Consider the following 17,045-nt stretch of genomic DNA (forward strand, 5'->3'; position numbering starts at 1 on the left):
CGGCTTCGCTGGGAGCGGATGCCTCAGCGGCCGCCGGCGAAGGGCGCGAGACCGTCGCGGAGGGCGGCGAGCTGCGCCTCGTCCATCCCCACGCGCGCCATGATCTTCGTGGGCACCTCGAGCGCCCGCTCGCGCAGGGCCCGGCCCTCCTCGGTGAGCGCGATCTCGAGGACCCGCTCGTCGCCGACCCGGCGCGCTCGGGTGACGCGCCCCTGCGCCTCGAGCCGCTTCACGAGCGGCGACAGCGTCGCCGGCTCCATCGCGAGCTCGGCCGCCAGCTCCCCCAGCGACCGCGGCGACCGTTCCCAGAGCGCCAGCATCACGAGGTACTGCGGGTGGGTGAGCCCGAGCGGTTCGAGCACCGGCCGGTAGATCGACACCACGTTGCGCGCCGCCGTGACCAGGGCGAAGCACACCTGGTTCTCCAGGCGCAGCAGGTCGTCGCTCACGGCCCCTCCTCGGAAATGATTAGTACACTAATGATCATGGCACGAAACAAGGACGCGGACGGACAACGCCCACTGCGCGAGCGGGTGCGCGAGGCGGGCGGCTGGTACGCCTGGTTCAACAAGAACCTCATCCGCGTCGCCGGTCCGGCGTCGGTCGGTCCTTATGAGACGACCCCCGAGCCGAGCCGGGTCGAACGCCCCTGCCCCCTCTGCGGCCACCCCATGTCCGCGCACACCTTCGACCGCAGCGGCCCGAAGCCGCTCATGCACTGCCCCTGAGCCGCCCGGCGCGGCGACGACGCAGGGCAGGGCCTTATGCGTGTCCGGCGCGCTCCATGGCACGCAGTTCCTTCTTCAGGTCCTGCACCTCGTCGCGCAGCCGCGCGGCGAGCTCGAACTTCAGCTCCGACGCCGCCGCCAGCATCTGGTCGGAGAGGTCGGCGATGGTCTCCTCGAGCTGCTGCGCGCCCTCGGCGGCGATGCCCTGCCGCAGGTTCGGTGTCGGCGACTTGCCCTTGCGGCCCTTGCCGTCGCGCGCGAGCATCGCCTTCGTATCGGCGCCCTCACGGATGAGCGCGTCGGTGATGTCGGCGATCTTCTTGCGCAGGGGCTGGGGATCGATGCCGTGCTCGAGGTTGTACGCGATCTGCTTCTCGCGCCGACGCTCGGTCTCCTCGATCGCGTTCCGCATCGAGTCGGTGATGGTGTCGGCGTACATGTGCACCTGACCGGACACGTTGCGGGCCGCGCGCCCGATCGTCTGGATGAGCGACGTGCCGCTGCGCAGGAACCCCTCCTTGTCGGCGTCGAGGATGGCGACGAGCGACACCTCCGGCAGGTCGAGCCCCTCGCGGAGCAGGTTGATGCCCACCAGCACGTCGTAGACGCCCGCCCGGAGCTCGCTCAGCAGTTCGACCCGGCGCAGCGTGTCGACGTCGGAGTGCAGGTACCGGACGCGCACGCCGTGCTCCCCGAGGAAGTCCGTCAGCTCCTCCGCCATCTTCTTGGTCAGCGTGGTGACGAGCACGCGCTCGTCACGTTCGACGCGCAGCCGGATCTCCTCCAGCAGGTCGTCGATCTGGCCCTTCGAGGGCTTCACGATGATCTCCGGATCGACGAGCCCGGTCGGGCGGATGATCTGCTCGACGACACCGTCGGCCACGCTCATCTCGTAGCGGCCGGGCGTGGCGGACAGGTACACCGTCTGCCCCACGCGGTTCTTGAACTCGTCCCACCGCAGCGGCCGGTTGTCCATCGCGGACGGCAGGCGGAACCCGTGCTCGACGAGCGTGCGCTTGCGCGACGCATCGCCCTCGTACATCGCACCGATCTGCGGCACCGTGACGTGCGACTCGTCGATGACGAGCAGGAAGTCGTCGGGGAAGAAGTCGAGCAGCGTGTGCGGCGGTTCGCCCGGCATCCGGCCGTCGAGGTGCCGCGAGTAGTTCTCGATGCCGGAGCAGAACCCCAGCTGCTCGAGCATCTCGAGGTCGAACGAGGTGCGCATCCGCAGCCGCTGCGCCTCGAGCAGCTTCCCCTGCGACTCGAACTCCTTCAGGCGCTCCTCGAGCTCGTGCTGGATCGTGCCGATCGCACGCTGCACCACGTCGGTGCCCGCGACGTAGTGCGACGCCGGGAAGATCGGCACCGACTCCATGCGCGTGATGACCTCCCCGGTGAGCGGATGCAGCGTGTACAGCGCCTCGATCTCGTCGCCGAACAGCTCGATGCGGATGGCGTACTCCTCGTACACCGGGATGATCTCGATCGTGTCGCCGCGGACCCGGAAGTTGCCGCGGGAGAAGTCGACGTCGTTGCGGTTGTACTGCATCGCGATGAACTGCCGGATGAGCGCGTCGCGGTCGTACCGCTCCCCCACCTGCAGTGCGACCATCGCGCGGAGGTACTCCTCCGGCGCACCCAGGCCGTAGATGCACGACACGGTCGACACCACGACGACGTCGCGCCGGCTCAGCAGCGAGTTCGTCGTGGAGTGGCGCAGTCGCTCGACCTCGGCGTTGATCGAGGAGTCCTTCTCGATGAAGGTGTCCGTCTGCGGCACGTAGGCCTCGGGCTGGTAGTAGTCGTAGTACGAGACGAAGTATTCGACCGCGTTGTTCGGCATGAGCTCGCGGAACTCGTTGGCCAGCTGCGCGGCGAGCGTCTTGTTGTGCGCCATGACGAGCGTGGGCCGCTGCACCTGCTCGATGAGCCAGGCCGTGGTCGCGGACTTGCCGGTACCGGTCGCGCCGAGGAGCACCACGTCGGTCTCGCCGGCATTGATGCGCGCGGCGAGCTCGGCGATCGCCTGCGGCTGGTCGCCGCTGGGCATGTACTCGCTGACGACCTCGAAGGGACGGACGGAACGCGTGGTCTGCACGTCTTCCAGGGTAGGCGCGCCCGCCGACACCCGGGTCGCGGTTGCGCTCAGGCGCGCAGGCGCTCCCACAGCGCGTCGACCTGCGCGTGCGTGTCGGCGATCGTGCCGGTCGTGTCGATGACGTCGTCCGCGATGGCCAGGCGGTCCGCATCCGGCACCTGCGCCGCGATCCGTCCCGCCGCCTCGGCGTGTGTCATCCCGCGAAGGGCGACCAGACGTTCCGCCCGCAGCGCGGCCGGCGCGTGCACGACCACGATGCGGTCCCACGGGTCGTCGGCGCGGGCCTCGACGAGCAGCGGCACGTCGTACACCACGACGGCGTCGGGGTCGGCCGCGAACGCCGCGTCGAACCGGCGCTTGGACTCCTCCCGGACGGCCGGGTGCACGATCCCGTTCAGTCGCGCCCGTGCGCCGTCGTCGCCGAAGACGATCACGCCGAGTGCGGCGCGATCGAGCGCGCCGTCCGCCGTGAGCACGTCGTCGCCGAACGCCGCCGCGATCGCAACGGTGACCGGCGCGCCGGGACGCTGGAGGTCGCGGACGATGGCGTCTGCGTCGACCACGACCGCGCCGTGGGCGGCCAGACGATCGGCGACGGTGGACTTGCCCGCGGCGATGCCGCCGGTGAGCGCGATGAGAGGCATGCGCCTATTCTTGCGGGCCGGCGGCGATGACGACGGTCGACTCGGGATGCTCGGCCGCGCGGTACGCGGCCTGGCGGGCCAGCCGCACGAGCGTCTCCGGCGCGTAGCCGACGGTCTCGCTCAGCGCGAGGCCCACGCCGACGGCGGGGATCACCGCGCCCGTGATCGACCCGAGGGAGTCGAACAGGCCCCGGTAGATGGCCGCCGCCTGGCGCCGCGCATCGGCCGCCGTGGTGGACACGGTGACGACGAGCAGTCCGCCGTCCTCGTCCTCCCCCACGAACGAGTTCGGCGGCGCGAACCGGCGCACGCCCTGCCGACAGGCGGACTCGACCTCGGCGGCGACCTCCGCGCCGAAGGCACTGGCGATCTGCCTGAGGTCGCCGATGCGGACGCCGATGACGCCGACGAGTTCGTTGCGCCAGTGCGCGCGCTCCGCGACGTCGCGAAGCGCCCCCACGAACGTGGCGGCGAGGACCACGCCGTCGCTCGCGACGCCGCTTCGGGTGAGCCACGGCGTGGCGCGCAGCCGCGTCACCGAGGCACGCAGCACCGAGGTCACGACGACCGCGACGATCGTCAGGATCACGGTGACGATGCTCGTCGCGTTCGTGCTGAAGTACGTCTCGAACACCGTCGAGGTCGGACCCGCCAGCACGAAGACGCTCACCCGCGCGACGTAGAACAGCGCCGCCACCCCCAGCACGACCGCGAGCGGCCATGCCGAGCGGATGCGGCCGAGCGGCCGCCGCATGGTCTCGACGGCGGCCAGGCCGCAGAACGCGATGAGCGACAGTCCCATCGCGAGCCACCCCGCCCAGTCCCCGCCGTCCGGTCCTTCGACGGCCGCCGCCCCGGCGACCACGAGGCCGACGAGCACCACCACGAGGGTCGCCGGCAGCATCCGGCGCTGGTTGAACCTGCGCGAGCCGAGCCACATCACCCCGGTGGTGGTCACGAACAGGCCGTTGCCGACCGCGACCGAGACGAACCCGCCGGTGCCGGCCGCCCACATCATGTAGGCGACCGTCGTGGCCATGCCGGAGAGGAACGCGATCGACCAGACCCGTCCGGCGCCCTCGTCGCGACGCAGCAGCGTCTCGATGATGAACAGTGCGCCGGCCACATTGCAGACGATCGCCGTCATGAGGGATGCGGTGAACAGGTCGATCGTCATGACGCCTCCGCGGCCGCCGCCGTCGCCGGGATCCGCACCATGAAGGTCGAACCGACGCCCTCCGCGCTCTGGAACGTGAGGTCGCCGTGGTGGGCGCGCACGATGTCGCGGCTGATCGACAGGCCGAGCCCCGTGCCGTCGACACCGGTACGGGCGCGGAAGAACCGTTCGAAGAGCCGTTCCTGGTCCCGCTCGGAGATCCCGATGCCGGTGTCGCGGACGAGGATCCACGTCGTGGTGCCGTCCGTCGTGGTCCCCAGCACCACCTCCCCGCCCTCGCGGTTGTACTTGACCGCATTGCTGATGAGGTTGTCGACGACCTGCCGCATCCGGAGCGGATCGGCGAACGCGGCGGCCGGCTCCACGCCCTCGGTGGAGAGCGTGACGGCATGCTCTTCGGCGAGGGCGCGCGCGGCCTCGGCGGCACTGCGCACCAGCGCCGCCACGTCGACGGCCTCGGGCGAGATGGTCATGTCGACGGAGAGCCTGGACGAGCTGGAGGCGGCCAGGATGTCGGCGACGATCTCCAGCAGCCGCTCGCCGTTCTTCGCGGCGACCTCGAGGTTCCGGCGCGCCTCGTCGGGGCGGCGGTCGAGGTTCTCCTCGGCGAGGTCGATGTACCCGAGCACCGACGTGAGCGGGGTCCGCAGCTCGTGCGAGACGGAGGCGACGAGCCGGTCCCGCGCCTTCAGCGCGGTCATCTCGGCCGTCACGTCCCGCGCGACCAGGACGCTGCCGGCCGGCTGTCCCAGGTCGTCGCGGAGCGTCCGCGCGGTCAGGCTCAGGGCCCGCCGGTCGCCGTCGGGCGGGCCGTACCAGAGGATGAGGTTGTCGAAGACCTCGCCGCGGCGTGCGCGGCGCAGCGGCCGCTCCTCCGGCGCCACCGGGGTCACGCCGTCGACGCGGTAGACGGCGTCGTCCTCGACGTCGTCCGCCAGCGCGGGGATGCGGCGCTGCAGCCGGCCCTGCGCCTCGTTCACGACCGTGATGGTGCCGTCCGCACCGATGCGCACGACGCCGAAGTCGACGGCGTCGAGCACCTCGGTCATGAGGAGTTCATGGCGCTGCGCGGTGCCGAGCGCGCCGCGCAGGAGCTCCGCTTGGCGGTCGAGCAGTCGCTGCTGCGCGACGAAGCGCCGTGTGCTCACGAAGCTGGTCGCGGAGATGGCCAGGATGACGATGGGCAGGAGGAAGGTCGTGTACCCCCAGTGCGGCGAGGGGGCGGAGGCGATGAGCAGCCAGTACACGGCGGTGATGAGCACGAACTGGAGCGTGAACCCCACGGCGCCGAGCCCGGCGAGCCACATGGCCGGGAACGTCCACAGCAGGCCCAGCCCGCCGTCCGGCTCCGCCCAGCGCAGCAGCGCGATCGCGCCGATGTCCACGAGCGGGACCAGGACCACCCACCCGCGCGCGATCCGCGCCCACGGGACGAGCAGGGCGGCCGCACCGCCGGCGAGGATGAGGAGCGTCCCGAAGAGGAACGGGGCGCGACGTTCCTGCTCGCCCGTCGCCAGTGCGAACGCGGCCACGACGAGCACGATCGCGCACAGCAGCAACTGGTTGAGCACGGCGGCACGGCCCCGCGAGCGCTCCGCGTGGGTGCGCGCGGGCGCCGCGAACTCCTCGCGGATGCGTGCCAGCACGCGCCCGGGCCAGGCGGACGACGGCGGCACGGCGGCGGGCGCGTCGGCGTGCATAGGGCGAGGGTAGCGCGTCACACGCCCGCGACGCGGAACGGGTCGCGGCCCAGGTTCCGTGCCGTCGCGAACTCGACCGACGCCTCCTCGTTCGCGGCCGCCTCCACGGCTGCGGCGCGCGCCGCCTCCATGAGGACGGACGCCTCGTAGCCGAGGGTCTTGCTGAGTGCGACGCCGACGCCGATGCCGGGCAGCACCAGGTCGCGACCGTCGATGAAGTCCTGGACGACGCCGCGGTAGAGCAACCCGGCCTGCCGGCGTGCGTCGGCCTGGCTCGGGGCGACCGTCGCGACGTAGATGAGCGTCGGGTCCGCACCGTCGCCGACGAGCGCGAGCGGCGACGCGTAGTGGCGTGCGGCCTCGCGGAGCGCCGTCGCCATGTCTCCGGAGATGTCGCCGCCGAACGCCCCCGCGATCTCCTCGAGCGCATCCAGCCGTGCGGCGATGACGGCGACGTTCTCCATCCGTGCGGTCGCCCGCCGCAGGAGCGCCCGCAGCTGCACCGTGAAGGCGTGGTGTCCGAGGATCTCGTCCACCTCGTCGGTGGCGATGCCCTGGCCGTGGGCCCCGGCCACGGCGGTGCGGAGCACGAAGATGAAGATCGAGAAGCCGACGCCGACCGTCGCGAGCATGATGTTGTTGGGGACGTCGCCGAACCAGTCGCGGTAGACGGGTGCCTCGGGTCCCAACACCAGGAGCACGACCGCCCGGCTGATCGAGAACAGGCCCTGGATCGCCGCTGCGCAGGCGAGGACCCACGCACCGGAGAACCCTCGGAGCGGGCCCTGGACGGCGGTGAGCGCCGTCCAGACCGACAGCACGCCGACGGCGATCATGGTCCAGGGCTGGTCGGCGCCCCCGCCGCCGGAAGCCGCGCCGGCGGCGGACGCCGCGGCGCACAGCAGCGCGAGCGCGGCGACCACGAACGACGGTCCCTCGAGCGGTCGCGGATGGTATGCGAGGAAGCCGAGCGCGAAGCACCCGGCCGCCCCGACCGTCGCACCCTGTGCGAAGGCCAGCGCGGCGATGGCGCTCCACGAGCCGGGCTCGCCGATCGCCCAGACGAGGTAGGAGACGATCCCGAGGATCGTGAGCAGGTAGCTGAACGCCCAGATCCGTGCACCACCGCCGTCGCGCCGGACCGCGAAGGTGCCGAGGTAGAGCACGGCGACGACGATGAGGACGGCGCTCGAGACGGCGGCGACGGTGTCGGGATCGAGGATCATGCGCCCTCCCCCCGGACGGCGGGGCCGGATTCGACCGTCAGCACGTCGCGTCCCTCCGCGTTGGCGGGGAGGATCACGGTGAACGTGGTGCCCTGCCCCGCCGCGCTCGTGGCGGTAATGTCACCGCCGTGCGCGCGCACCAGTTCGCGGCTGATGGCCAGCCCCAGGCCGGTGCCGGTCGTGGTCTCCTCCTCGGCGCGGAAGAACCGCTCGAAGAGGCGGTCGAGGTGGGCGTCGGACAGCCCGATCCCGGTGTCGGTCACGGTCACCGTGGTCGTCACCCCGTCCGTGAACGTGGCGAGCGAGACGACCCCGCCGTCGCGGTTGTACTTCACCGCGTTGCTGACGAGGTTGTCGATGACCTGCCGCATCCGGAGCGGGTCGGCGAACGCCGGTGCGGGACGCACGCCGTCGAGCTCGATGTGGATGGCGCGCTCCCCCGCCTGCGGCCGCCACGCCTCGCCGGCCGCGCGGACCAGCTCGGCGATGTCGATGTCCTGCTGCGAGATGGTCATGTCGGCGCTCATCTGCGAGCGGCTGGACGCGGTGAGGATGTCGGAGACGATCTCGAGCAGGCGGGCGGCGTTGCGTTCGGCCACCTCGAGGTTGTTGCGGGCGCGCTCGGGCACCTGCGGGTCGTCGACGGCGAGTTCGAGGTAGCCGATGATCGAGGTGAGGGGCGTGCGCAGCTCGTGCGACACCGAGGAGACGAGGGAGTCGCGGGCGCGGAGTGCGGTGAGCTCGGTCGTGACGTCGCGGGAGACGATCACCGCCCCGCTGTCGGTCCCGTCCACCGCATAGGTGCGACGCGCGGTGACGCTCAGCGCGCGGCGACGGCCCGATCCCTCCGACCCGAACCAGACGATCTGGTTGTCGAACACCTCGCCGCGGGCGGCGCGGGCGAACGGGATCTCCTCGCGCGGCAGCGGGGTGACGCCGTCCGCGGCGAAGACGCCGTCGGAGTCGGCGGACAGGTCGGCGGTGCGCACGGCGCGCTGCAACCGGGCGTGGGCCTCGTTGGTGATCGTCGTGCTGCCGTCTGCGGCGATGCGGATGACCCCGAAGTCCACCGTGTCGAGCACCTCGGCGAGGAGCTCCTCCTGTCGCTGCGCCCGGCGGAGGGTGCGGCCCATCGTCCGGGTCTGACGCTCGAACAGGACGTGCTGGACCGCGAGGCGCCGCGACAGCAGCAGGCCGACCGTCGCGATCAGGACGATGACGATCACCAGGGTCAGCTGCGAGTGCGTGACCGACTGTCCCGGGGAGACGGCGGCGACCACGATGAGGACCGCGGGGACCAGCAGCACGCTGCAGAGGTACCCGACGAGGCCGAAGTACACCGACATCCAGATGACCGGTTGCAGGTAGAGCAGGCTGAAGCCCGCGGCGGGGTCGGCCTGACGGATCAGCGTGATCCCCAGCACGTCGAGGAGCGGCACCGACAGCATCACCCAGGCGGGCACCCGCACCCACGGGACGAGCACCACGGCGCAGCCGGCGCCGAGGATCACCAGCGCACCGACCAGGAACGGGCTCATGTCGCCGGCGAGCGGCATGACGAAGGTGAGGGCGCCCAGGAGCACGACGATCGCACAGAGCGCCAGCTGCAACGCGACACCGGCGCGGCTGCGCGCGCTCGCGAGGAACGGCGGCAGCGTGAACGACCGCACGAGACGCTCCCACCGGTCCGGCTTCGTGACCGGGCGCGCGGCACCGGTCGCCGGGGCCGCGTCGGGGAAGCTCATGAGTCGACGTTATCGCGCCGGATGCCCCGCCGACGGCCGGGCGTGGCGCTGTCCCCCGAAGAGGGGACAACGGTGGGGCCGGTCACCGGCCGTCGGCGGCGTGATAGCCCTCGACGAGTTCGCGCTCGCGTGCACGTGCCGGGACGAGGACCGCGACCAGCCCCGCACCGACGAGGATCGCGACGGCGCCGACGACGTACGCGCCGAACGCCCCGGCGACCAGGCTCTCCCGCGCACCGGTGATGATCGCGTCACGGTACTCGGGGTACTCGTCCGCGACGTGGAGTGCAGACGCGAACGACGCCTGCAGCGCCTGCACCACGTCCGCCGAGATGTCGGCCGCATGCCCGGTGGCCTCGATCTGGCGGGCGAAGGCGCCGGCGAACCCGGCGGTGAGGATGGCGCCGAGCAGGGCCTGCATGACCGAGCCGCCCAGGTCGCGCTGGAGGTCCGAGGTGGCCGAGGCCATCCCGACCCGCCGCACCGGGGTCGCGTCGGTCAGCGCCCGCGAGGCCGGGGTCATGGCGAATGCGGCGCCGCATCCGATCACGAGGAACCCACCGCCGATGAGCCAGTACGGGGTGTCCTCGCGCCAGGCGAGCGTCGTCAGGAAGCCGACGAAGACGAACGCGTACCCGACGAGCATCGTGGTCCGGGTGCCGCGGGTACCGACGACGCGTGCGGAGACGGGCGCCATGAGCAGCAGGCCGACGGCTGCGGGCACCACCGCGAGCCCAGCTTCGAAGGTGTCGTAGCCGAGCACGTTCTGCAGGAACTGCTGCCCGACGAACATCGCCCCCATGAGCGAGCCGAAGACGATCATGCCGGCGACCGCGGGCACCCAGAACAGCCGGCGGCGTGCGACGTGCAGGTCGTAGAGGGGGGATGCCGCGGTGCGCTGCCGCCACAGGAACGCCGCCGCGAGCAGGGCGGCCGCGCCGAGGGCGATGAGGCCGGGCACCGTCTTCCCGGGGGCGACGACGATGCTCACGCCCAGCACGAGTGCGGCCACCGCCAGGACGGAGAGCACACCGCCCACGTGGTCGACGGGTTCGTCGGACTCCTGCACGTGCGAGGGCACCGAGATCCACACGAGGACGAACCCGGCCAGGGCGATCGGCGCCGCCAGGAGGAAGGCGGAACCCCACCAGAAGACCTCGAGCAGGAGGCCTGCCGCGACCGAACCGATCACGGTCGCCATGGCGCTCACGCTCGACCAGAGGGCGATCGCCCGGGTCCGGCGCGGACCGGAGCTCCAGAGCGCCGTGATGAGCGAGAGGGTGGTGGGGAACGCCATCCCGGCGGCGACGCCGGTGAAGACGCGGGCGGCGATGAGGAACTCCACGGTCGGCGAGAGCGCGGCCAGGACGCTCGCGACCACCGTGAGGGCGAGGCCGAGCAGCAGCAGCTGCTTGCGGCCGTACCGGTCGGCGACGGCCCCGAGGTACAGCACGGACATCGCAAGGCCCAGCGAGCAGCCGACGGCGACCAGGTTCAGCTGCGTCTGGCCGGCGCCGAACGCGTCACCGATGTCCGGCAGCGCGATGTTCGCGGCGGCCAGGTTGATGTTGCACACGAGGGCGCCGAGGATCAGCGCGGTGAGCACGAGTCCGGGCCGCGTCGGGCCGGCGTCGGTGCGGTCGGGTGCCGGCTCGACGGTCATGCCGACACCCTATTGCTCAGGGACGCAGCAGCACCTTCGTGGCGCGCCGCTCGTCCATGGCCGCGTACGCCTCGGCGACGTCGTCGAGGCCCAGTTCGAGGTCGAACACGCGGCCCGGCCGGATGGCGCCCGAACGGACGTCGGGCAGGAGCTCCGCGATGTAGCCGCGCACCGGCGCGACCCCGCCGTTCACGCCGACGTTCGTGTCGAACATGCGTCGGACCGGCAGCTCGGGCCCGCCGTTGGGCACGCCCACATAGCCGACCATCCCGCCCGGACGCGCGGAACGCAGTGCCTGGTCCATCGACTCCTTCGTGCCGACGCACTCCAACACGCGGTCGGCGCCGATCCCGCCGGTGAGCGCCTGCACGGCCGCGACCCCGGCGTCGCCACGCTCCTCGACGATGTGGGTGGCGCCGAACTCGCGGGCGAGCGCCTGCCGCTCCGGATGCCGCGACATCGCGATGATCGTCGTGGCGCCCAGGCGCTCGGCCGCGATGATCCCGCAGAGCCCGACCGCGCCGTCGCCGACCACGGCGACCGTGTCACCCGGGCCCACGCCCGCGGAGACCGCGGCGTGGTGGCCGGTGCCCATGACGTCGCTGAGCGTGAGGAGCCCAGGGACCTCATGGTCGTCGACCTGCCCCGGCACGACGAAGAGGGTGCCGTCTGCGAGCGGTACGCGGACGCGCTCGCCCTGGCCGCCGTCGGCGAAGGCGCCTCGGCGGTCGTCGCTCCCCCACCAGCCGCCGTGCAGGCAGGACGTGCTGACGCCGTTGCGGCAGTTCGCGCAGGTGCCGTCGCACACGTAGAACGGCGCGATCACGAAGTCGCCGGGGCGGACGTGCTCGACGGCGGGACCGACCTGCTCGACGACACCGACGAACTCGTGCCCGATGCGTCGGGGGCGGGCGACCTCGGTGATGCCGCGATAGGGCCACAGATCCGAACCGCACACGCAGGCGGCGACCACGCGGACGATCGCGTCGTCCCCCGTGGTGAGCACGGGATCGGGGACCTCTTCGATACGGATGTCGCGGGGGGCGTGGAGGACGGTGGCGCGCATGCCCCGAGCCTACGACGACGAGAGGGCCGGGACCCGAAGGTCCCGACCCTCTCGTGGGATCAGCCGATCAGCGGCCGGAGAGCTTCTCGCGGAGCGCTGCCAGGGCCTCGTCGTCGGCGAGGGTGCCGAGACCGGTCGACTCGCTCGTGTAGGAGCTGCCGGCGTCGACGCCACCAAGGTTGTTGGCCTCGGCCTCGAGGGCCTTGGCGACCTGCGCCTTGTGGGCCTCCCAGCGGGCCTGGGCGGCGGCGTACTCCGCCTCCCACGCGATGCGCTGCTCGTCGAAGCCTTCCTTCCACTGGCCGGACTCCGCGTCGAACCCCTCGGGGTACTTGTACTCCCCGTTCTCGTCGTACTCGGTGACCATGCCGTAGAGGGCCGGGTCGAACTCGGTGCCGTTCGGGTCGACCGACTCGTTCGCCTGCTTGAGCGAGAGCGAGATGCGGCGGCGCTCGAGGTCGATGTCGATGACCTTGACGAACACCTCCTCGCCGACCGAGACGACCTGCTCGGCGAGCTCGACGTGCTTGCCGGAGAGCTCGGAGATGTGCACGAGGCCCTCGATGCCGTCGGCGACGCGGACGAACGCACCGAACGGAACGAGCTTCGTGACCTTACCCGGTGCGATCTGGCCGATCGCGTGGGTGCGGGCGAACACCTGCCACGGGTCCTCCTGCGTCGCCTTGAGCGACAGCGAGACGCGCTCGCGGTCGAGGTCGACCTCGAGGATCTCGACGGTGACCTCCTGGCCCACCTCGACGACCTCGGACGCGTGCTCGATGTGCTTCCACGACAGCTCGGAGACGTGGACGAGGCCGTCGACGCCGCCGAGGTCCACGAACGCACCGAAGTTGACGATCGAGGAGACCGTGCCCTTGCGGACCTGGCCCTTGTGCAGGTTGTTGAGGAAGTTGGAGCGCGACTCCGACTGGGTCTGCTCGAGCAGGGCGCGACGCGACAGGACCACGTTGTTGCGGTTCTTGTCGAGCTCGAGGATCTTCGCCTCCAGCTCCTGGCCGAGGTACGGCGTCAGGTCGCGGACGCGACGCAGCTCGATGAGCGAGGCGGGGAGGAAGCCGCGGAGACCGATGTCGACGATCAGGCCGCCCTTGACGACCTCGATGACGGTACCGGTGACGACGCCGTCGTTCTCCTTGATCTTCTCCACGTCGCCCCACGCGCGCTCGTACTGCGCACGCTTCTTCGACAGGATCAGACGGCCTTCCTTGTCCTCCTTCTGGAGGACGAGGGCCTCGACCTGGTCGCCGACCTTGACGACCTCGTTCGGGTCGACGTCGTGCTTGATCGAAAGCTCGCGGGAGGGGATGACACCCTCGGTCTTGTAGCCGACGTCGAGGAGGACCTCGTCGCGGTCGATCTTCACCACGGTGCCTTCGATGAGGTCACCGTCGTTGAAGAACTTCAGCGTCTTCTCGACCGCGGCCAGGAAGTCCTCAGCAGATCCGATGTCGTTGATGGCGACCTGCTTGGTGGCCGGGGCGGTCGTTGCGTTAGTCATGTAGTGGGTTGTCCTTGTTGGGTTGGAAGTCGGGCTTGGCGCGTGCGGATGCGCGTGCCGAAGCGGAGCGGATTGGTTTTCGTCGTCGACCCGACGCGTGCGCGCGCGAAGGCGCAGTCGAGTGACAGTCCATGCTAGCAGACGGTCACTCGCGGAAGTCGTCCGGTTCGACGTCGTCGAGGAAGCGGTGGAACTCCTCCACGGCCTCCTCCTCCTCGGGTTCGATGAGCACGTCCGCGATGCCCGCCTCGGCCATGACCGTGTCGGCGACGAAGATGGGCGCGTCGGCCCGGGACGCGAGGGCGACCGCATCCGAGGGGCGCGCGTCGACGACGCGGACGCCGGCGGGCGTCATGAGGGTGATCTCGGCGTAGAAGGTGCCGCCCTCGAGGCGGTTCACCTCGACCCGCTCCACGAGCGCGCCGAGTTCGCGCAGCAGCGAGAGCATGAGGTCGTGCGCCAGCGGCCGCGGCACGGGGGCCTTCTCGACCGCCACGAGGATCGAGCTGGCCTCCTGCGCGCCGATCCAGATCGGCAGGATGCTGCCGACGCCCGGCAGCGCGTCCACCGGTTTGAGGAGGATCACGTGCTGCTCCGTCGCGTCGAGCGCGACGCCCGCGACGCGGACCTGGACCATGGGTGCCCCTTCCGATTGCGCCCGAGCCTGGTCGGCTCGAAGCGCCCTGTCAACCGCCCGGACCCGCTCGCCGGAGCCGCCTATCGTGACGCGCATGCCCCCTGCTCCGACCCCGCTCCGGGTGTCCGTCGTGATCCCCGTGAAGGACGACCGTACGGCGCTCCGACGGTGCCTCCGTGCCCTCGCGCTGCAGACCCGGCGTCCGGACGAGGTGGTCGTCGTCGACAACGGCTGCGCGGACGATTCCGCGGCCGTCGCGACCGGTGCGGGCGCGCGGCTGGTGGTGTGCGGGACGCCGGGCATCCCGGCCGCCGCCGCGACCGGCTACGACGCCGCGACCGGCGACGTCGTGCTGCGGCTGGACGCCGATTCGCTCCCCGGCCCGCGCTGGGTCGAGACCTTCGCCCGCGCCTTCGCGCGGAACCCCCGGGTGGCGGCCTTCACCGCCGGCGCGCGGTTCGTCGACGGTCCACGGGCCCTGCGCCGTCCGCTCGCCGTGGTCTACCTCGCCGGGTACGCGCTCGCCGGGTTCGCCGCGCTCGGGCACGTCCCGATGTTCGGATCGAACATGGGCTTCCGACGCGAGGCGTGGCGCCGGGTCGCCGCACGGGTCCACCGCGACGACGCGGAGCTGCACGACGACCTGGACCTCGCGTTCCACCTCGGCGAGGGCCTCCGCATCCGCTACCTGCCCGGCGCCGCCCTCGGGATCTCGATGCGCCCGTTCCACGACCACCGCGCGTTCCGGCGTCGCGTGCGACGGGGGTTCCGCACCGTCCTCCGGCACTGGCCGGTGGACTTCCCGCCGATGCGGTGGGACCGCCGGTTCCTGCGCACCGTCCGCCGGGCGGTGCGGTCATGACCACGACGTTCGGCGCGGCCGCGCCGCCCGCGCTGCACGTGATGACGTTCAACGTCCGCCGCCGCATGGACGGGCTGTCCTGGCGCCGCGCGGACCGGTGGCGGATCCGCCGCCCGCTCGTCACCCGGCTCCTGCGCACGGAGGCGCCGACGATCGTCGGGGTCCAGGAGGCGCTCCCCGATCAGGCGCGCGCGGTGCAGGCCGCGTTGGGGCCGCGATACCGCATGCTGGGACGCGGTCGCGACCGTCGTGGGCGCGGCGAGGGCACTCCCCTGTATTACGACGCGGACCGACTGCGTCTGCGCACGTGGGAGCAGGTCGCGCTCTCCGGGCGCCCGCGGCGGGCGGGTTCGCGCTCGTGGGGCAACCTCCTCCCCCGCGTCGCGGTCCTCGCGTCCTTCGACGACCGCGCCACCGGCGCGTCGGTGTTCGCCGTCAACACGCACCTCGACCCGTTCTCGCCGCGGTCGCGGGTGCGCGCGGCCGCCGCGCTCCGCTCGCTCGTCGCGGCCCAGGACCTGCCCGCCGTGGTCATGGGCGACATGAACGCGCGGCCCGGATCCCCCGCGCTGCGCGAGTTCACCCGCGCGGGCGTGCTCGTCGACGCATGGGCCGGAGCGGCCCGACGCCGGAGCCCGGAATGGGGCACGAATCCGAACTACCGCCCGCCGCGTGTCGGCGGGGCGCGGATCGACTGGATCCTCGTCACCCCGGACGTCGAGGTGACCGACGCGGCGATCCACGGCTGGCCCGCCGACGGCCCGTGGGCGTCGGACCATCTGCCGGTGCAGGCCCTCATCCGCCTGCCGGAAGGAGCCACACCATGATCGAGGACTTCCTGCGTCCGCCGCGGACCGTCGGCGAAGCGCTCGCCGACCTCGTCCGCATCCTCGGGGTCGTCAGCGTCGGGGCCGCCGCGATCTGGGGCTCGCCCACCGACGCGGGGATCCTGGCGTTCGCCCTCCCTGCCCTGCTCGTGCCGCGATTCCTCGGCCTGCGGGCCGGATTCGACCTCGCGTACGGCGTCGCGGTGCTCGGTGCCGCATGGAGCAACGTGCTCGACCTGTACCGGACCATCCCCTGGTGGGATGTCCCCGCCCACCTCGTCTGCACCGGGATGCTGTCGCTCGTGCTCTTCCTGGCGTTGGAGCGCTGGGGCGTGATCGACGTGGAACCTCTCCGCGCCCGCCGCCGGCTCGTCCTGCTCCCCGCCCTGGGGCTGGCCGTCAGTGCACTGTGGGAGATGGTGGAGTGGTTCGGCAAGACGTTCCTCAGCGACGCGATCTTCGTCACCTACGACGACACGATCGGCGACATGGCGGTCGGCGGGGTCGGCGCGTTCCTGGCGGCCCTCGTCCTCGGTCGCCTCCCGCTCGCCCGACCGAGACCGTCCCGTGACGGCTGCGGCGACGACGGCGTCATGAAGGCCCCGACCCCGCACGGGGTCTGGTGGAATTGACGCAGACGCCTTCCGGCGCCCACGAGGAGGAATCACCGATGCCCCAGATCGAGAGCTTCACGCTCGACCACACCGCCGTGCTGGCCCCGTACGTCCGCCGCATCGGCGTCGAACACGGCCCCAAGGGCGACCCGATCACGAACTTCGACGTGCGACTCACCCAGCCGAACGTGCAGGAGATCCCGACGGCCGGGATCCACACGCTCGAGCACATGCTGGCCGGCCTGTTGCGGGACCGGATCGACGGCGTGATCGACATCTCGCCGTTCGGCTGCCGCACCGGCTTCCACCTGCTCATGTGGGGCGAGCCGGCGATCCCCGACGTGGTGGCCGCGCTGAGCGACAGCCTGCGCTTCATCGCCGAGGACGCGGTCGAGTCGGACGTCCCGGCGGTGTCGGCGCTCGAATGCGGCAACTACCGCGACCACTCCCTGCACACGGCGCGCGAGTGGGCGAAGGTCGTGCTCGAACAGGGCATCAGCCATGACCCGTTCAGCCGTGTGGGGGTCTGACCGCCC

16 protein-coding genes are annotated in these 17,045 nt (G+C 71.7%); 5 read left to right on the forward strand and 11 right to left on the reverse strand.

Annotated elements, in window-relative coordinates; genetic code table 11:
- Positions 1-23: 23 nt before the first annotated feature.
- The gene (locus tag ACWAUO_RS06505) at positions 24-449 is read right to left on the reverse strand and encodes a MarR family winged helix-turn-helix transcriptional regulator (protein WP_460774043.1); all 426 of its coding nucleotides are present in this window, start codon (positions 447-449) and stop codon (positions 24-26) included.
- 30 nt (positions 450-479) lie between these two features.
- Here ACWAUO_RS06505 and ACWAUO_RS06510 point away from each other — a divergent pair, with 30 nt between their 5' ends.
- The gene (locus ACWAUO_RS06510) at positions 480-728 is read left to right on the forward strand and encodes a hypothetical protein (protein WP_460774044.1); all 249 of its coding nucleotides are present in this window, start codon (positions 480-482) and stop codon (positions 726-728) included.
- 34 nt (positions 729-762) lie between these two features.
- On the opposite strand, the gene uvrB is transcribed toward ACWAUO_RS06510, so the two are convergent.
- The 10 genes from uvrB to ACWAUO_RS06560 form a co-directional block, all read right to left on the reverse strand.
- Positions 763-2,829 (reverse strand): excinuclease ABC subunit UvrB, encoded by a 2,067-nt coding sequence (gene uvrB / locus ACWAUO_RS06515; protein WP_460774046.1) that lies wholly within the window; start codon positions 2,827-2,829, stop codon positions 763-765.
- A 47-nt stretch (positions 2,830-2,876) separates the two neighbouring features.
- Positions 2,877-3,473 (reverse strand): dephospho-CoA kinase, encoded by a 597-nt coding sequence (gene coaE / locus ACWAUO_RS06520; RefSeq protein WP_460774047.1) that lies wholly within the window; start codon positions 3,471-3,473, stop codon positions 2,877-2,879.
- Between the two features lie 4 nt (positions 3,474-3,477).
- A complete protein-coding gene (locus ACWAUO_RS06525) occupies positions 3,478-4,650 on the reverse strand; it encodes a hypothetical protein (protein ID WP_460774049.1) in 1,173 nt (390 codons plus the stop codon).
- Positions 4,647-6,350, reverse strand: coding sequence for an ATP-binding protein (locus tag ACWAUO_RS06530; protein ID WP_460774050.1), 1,704 nt, complete (start codon positions 6,348-6,350; stop codon positions 4,647-4,649). Before ACWAUO_RS06530 ends, ACWAUO_RS06525 begins: the two co-directional genes overlap by 4 nt.
- A 17-nt stretch (positions 6,351-6,367) precedes the next feature.
- Positions 6,368-7,576 carry a hypothetical protein gene (locus ACWAUO_RS06535; protein ID WP_460774051.1) on the reverse strand — a complete coding sequence of 403 codons (1,209 nt, stop codon included), beginning with the start codon at positions 7,574-7,576 and terminating at the stop codon, positions 6,368-6,370.
- The gene (locus tag ACWAUO_RS06540) at positions 7,573-9,321 is read right to left on the reverse strand and encodes a sensor histidine kinase (protein WP_460774053.1); all 1,749 of its coding nucleotides are present in this window, start codon (positions 9,319-9,321) and stop codon (positions 7,573-7,575) included. The genes ACWAUO_RS06535 and ACWAUO_RS06540 overlap by 4 nt, the downstream gene beginning before the upstream one ends.
- 82 nt (positions 9,322-9,403) lie before the next feature.
- Entirely contained in the window at positions 9,404-10,984 is a 1,581-nt protein-coding gene (locus ACWAUO_RS06545; protein ID WP_460774054.1) for an MFS transporter, read from the reverse strand.
- 16 nt (positions 10,985-11,000) lie between these two features.
- Complete coding sequence (locus ACWAUO_RS06550) at positions 11,001-12,050, reverse strand: zinc-dependent alcohol dehydrogenase family protein (protein ID WP_460774056.1); 1,050 nt, start codon at positions 12,048-12,050, stop codon at positions 11,001-11,003.
- Positions 12,051-12,117: 67 nt separating this feature from the next.
- Positions 12,118-13,569: a 30S ribosomal protein S1 gene (gene rpsA / locus ACWAUO_RS06555; protein ID WP_460774057.1), complete on the reverse strand. Its 1,452-nt coding sequence runs from the start codon at positions 13,567-13,569 to the stop codon at positions 12,118-12,120.
- Positions 13,570-13,714: 145 nt separating this feature from the next.
- A complete protein-coding gene (locus tag ACWAUO_RS06560; RefSeq protein WP_460774058.1) occupies positions 13,715-14,206 on the reverse strand; it encodes a bifunctional nuclease family protein in 492 nt (163 codons plus the stop codon).
- A 94-nt stretch (positions 14,207-14,300) separates the two neighbouring features.
- Between ACWAUO_RS06560 and ACWAUO_RS06565 the strand changes: the two genes are divergently transcribed.
- From ACWAUO_RS06565 to ACWAUO_RS06580, 4 genes are read left to right on the forward strand one after another with little or no spacing between them, the layout of a single operon-like run.
- Positions 14,301-15,068, forward strand: coding sequence for a glycosyltransferase family 2 protein (locus tag ACWAUO_RS06565; RefSeq protein WP_460774060.1), 768 nt, complete (start codon positions 14,301-14,303; stop codon positions 15,066-15,068).
- Positions 15,065-15,895, forward strand: a complete 831-nt coding sequence (locus ACWAUO_RS06570; RefSeq protein ID WP_460774061.1) for an endonuclease/exonuclease/phosphatase family protein — start codon at positions 15,065-15,067, stop codon at positions 15,893-15,895. Before ACWAUO_RS06565 ends, ACWAUO_RS06570 begins: the two co-directional genes overlap by 4 nt.
- Positions 15,892-16,527: a hypothetical protein gene (locus tag ACWAUO_RS06575; RefSeq protein ID WP_460774062.1), complete on the forward strand. Its 636-nt coding sequence runs from the start codon at positions 15,892-15,894 to the stop codon at positions 16,525-16,527. Before ACWAUO_RS06570 ends, ACWAUO_RS06575 begins: the two co-directional genes overlap by 4 nt.
- Positions 16,528-16,565: 38 nt before the next feature.
- On the forward strand, positions 16,566-17,039 hold the full coding sequence (locus ACWAUO_RS06580) for an S-ribosylhomocysteine lyase (protein ID WP_460774064.1): 474 nt from the start codon (positions 16,566-16,568) through the stop codon (positions 17,037-17,039).
- The last annotated feature ends 6 nt before the right edge of the window (positions 17,040-17,045 follow it).

Source organism: Microbacterium sp. GXF7504, from assembly GCF_054798235.1.

Excerpts from the sequence above, each read along its gene's own strand:
- ACWAUO_RS06510 (WP_460774044.1), top strand. The coding sequence starts at position 480 with ATGATCATGGCACGAAACAAGGACGCGGACGGACAACGCCCACTGCGC.
- coaE (WP_460774047.1), bottom strand. The coding sequence starts at position 3,473 with ATGCCTCTCATCGCGCTCACCGGCGGCATCGCCGCGGGCAAGTCCACC.
- ACWAUO_RS06525 (WP_460774049.1), bottom strand. The coding sequence starts at position 4,650 with ATGACGATCGACCTGTTCACCGCATCCCTCATGACGGCGATCGTCTGC.
- ACWAUO_RS06530 (WP_460774050.1), bottom strand. The coding sequence starts at position 6,350 with ATGCACGCCGACGCGCCCGCCGCCGTGCCGCCGTCGTCCGCCTGGCCC.
- ACWAUO_RS06535 (WP_460774051.1), bottom strand. The coding sequence starts at position 7,576 with ATGATCCTCGATCCCGACACCGTCGCCGCCGTCTCGAGCGCCGTCCTC.
- ACWAUO_RS06540 (WP_460774053.1), bottom strand. The coding sequence starts at position 9,321 with ATGAGCTTCCCCGACGCGGCCCCGGCGACCGGTGCCGCGCGCCCGGTC.
- ACWAUO_RS06545 (WP_460774054.1), bottom strand. The coding sequence starts at position 10,984 with ATGACCGTCGAGCCGGCACCCGACCGCACCGACGCCGGCCCGACGCGG.
- ACWAUO_RS06550 (WP_460774056.1), bottom strand. The coding sequence starts at position 12,050 with ATGCGCGCCACCGTCCTCCACGCCCCCCGCGACATCCGTATCGAAGAG.
- rpsA (WP_460774057.1), bottom strand. The coding sequence starts at position 13,569 with ATGACTAACGCAACGACCGCCCCGGCCACCAAGCAGGTCGCCATCAAC.
- ACWAUO_RS06560 (WP_460774058.1), bottom strand. The coding sequence starts at position 14,206 with ATGGTCCAGGTCCGCGTCGCGGGCGTCGCGCTCGACGCGACGGAGCAG.
- ACWAUO_RS06565 (WP_460774060.1), top strand. The coding sequence starts at position 14,301 with ATGCCCCCTGCTCCGACCCCGCTCCGGGTGTCCGTCGTGATCCCCGTG.
- ACWAUO_RS06570 (WP_460774061.1), top strand. The coding sequence starts at position 15,065 with ATGACCACGACGTTCGGCGCGGCCGCGCCGCCCGCGCTGCACGTGATG.
- ACWAUO_RS06575 (WP_460774062.1), top strand. The coding sequence starts at position 15,892 with ATGATCGAGGACTTCCTGCGTCCGCCGCGGACCGTCGGCGAAGCGCTC.
- ACWAUO_RS06580 (WP_460774064.1), top strand. The coding sequence starts at position 16,566 with ATGCCCCAGATCGAGAGCTTCACGCTCGACCACACCGCCGTGCTGGCC.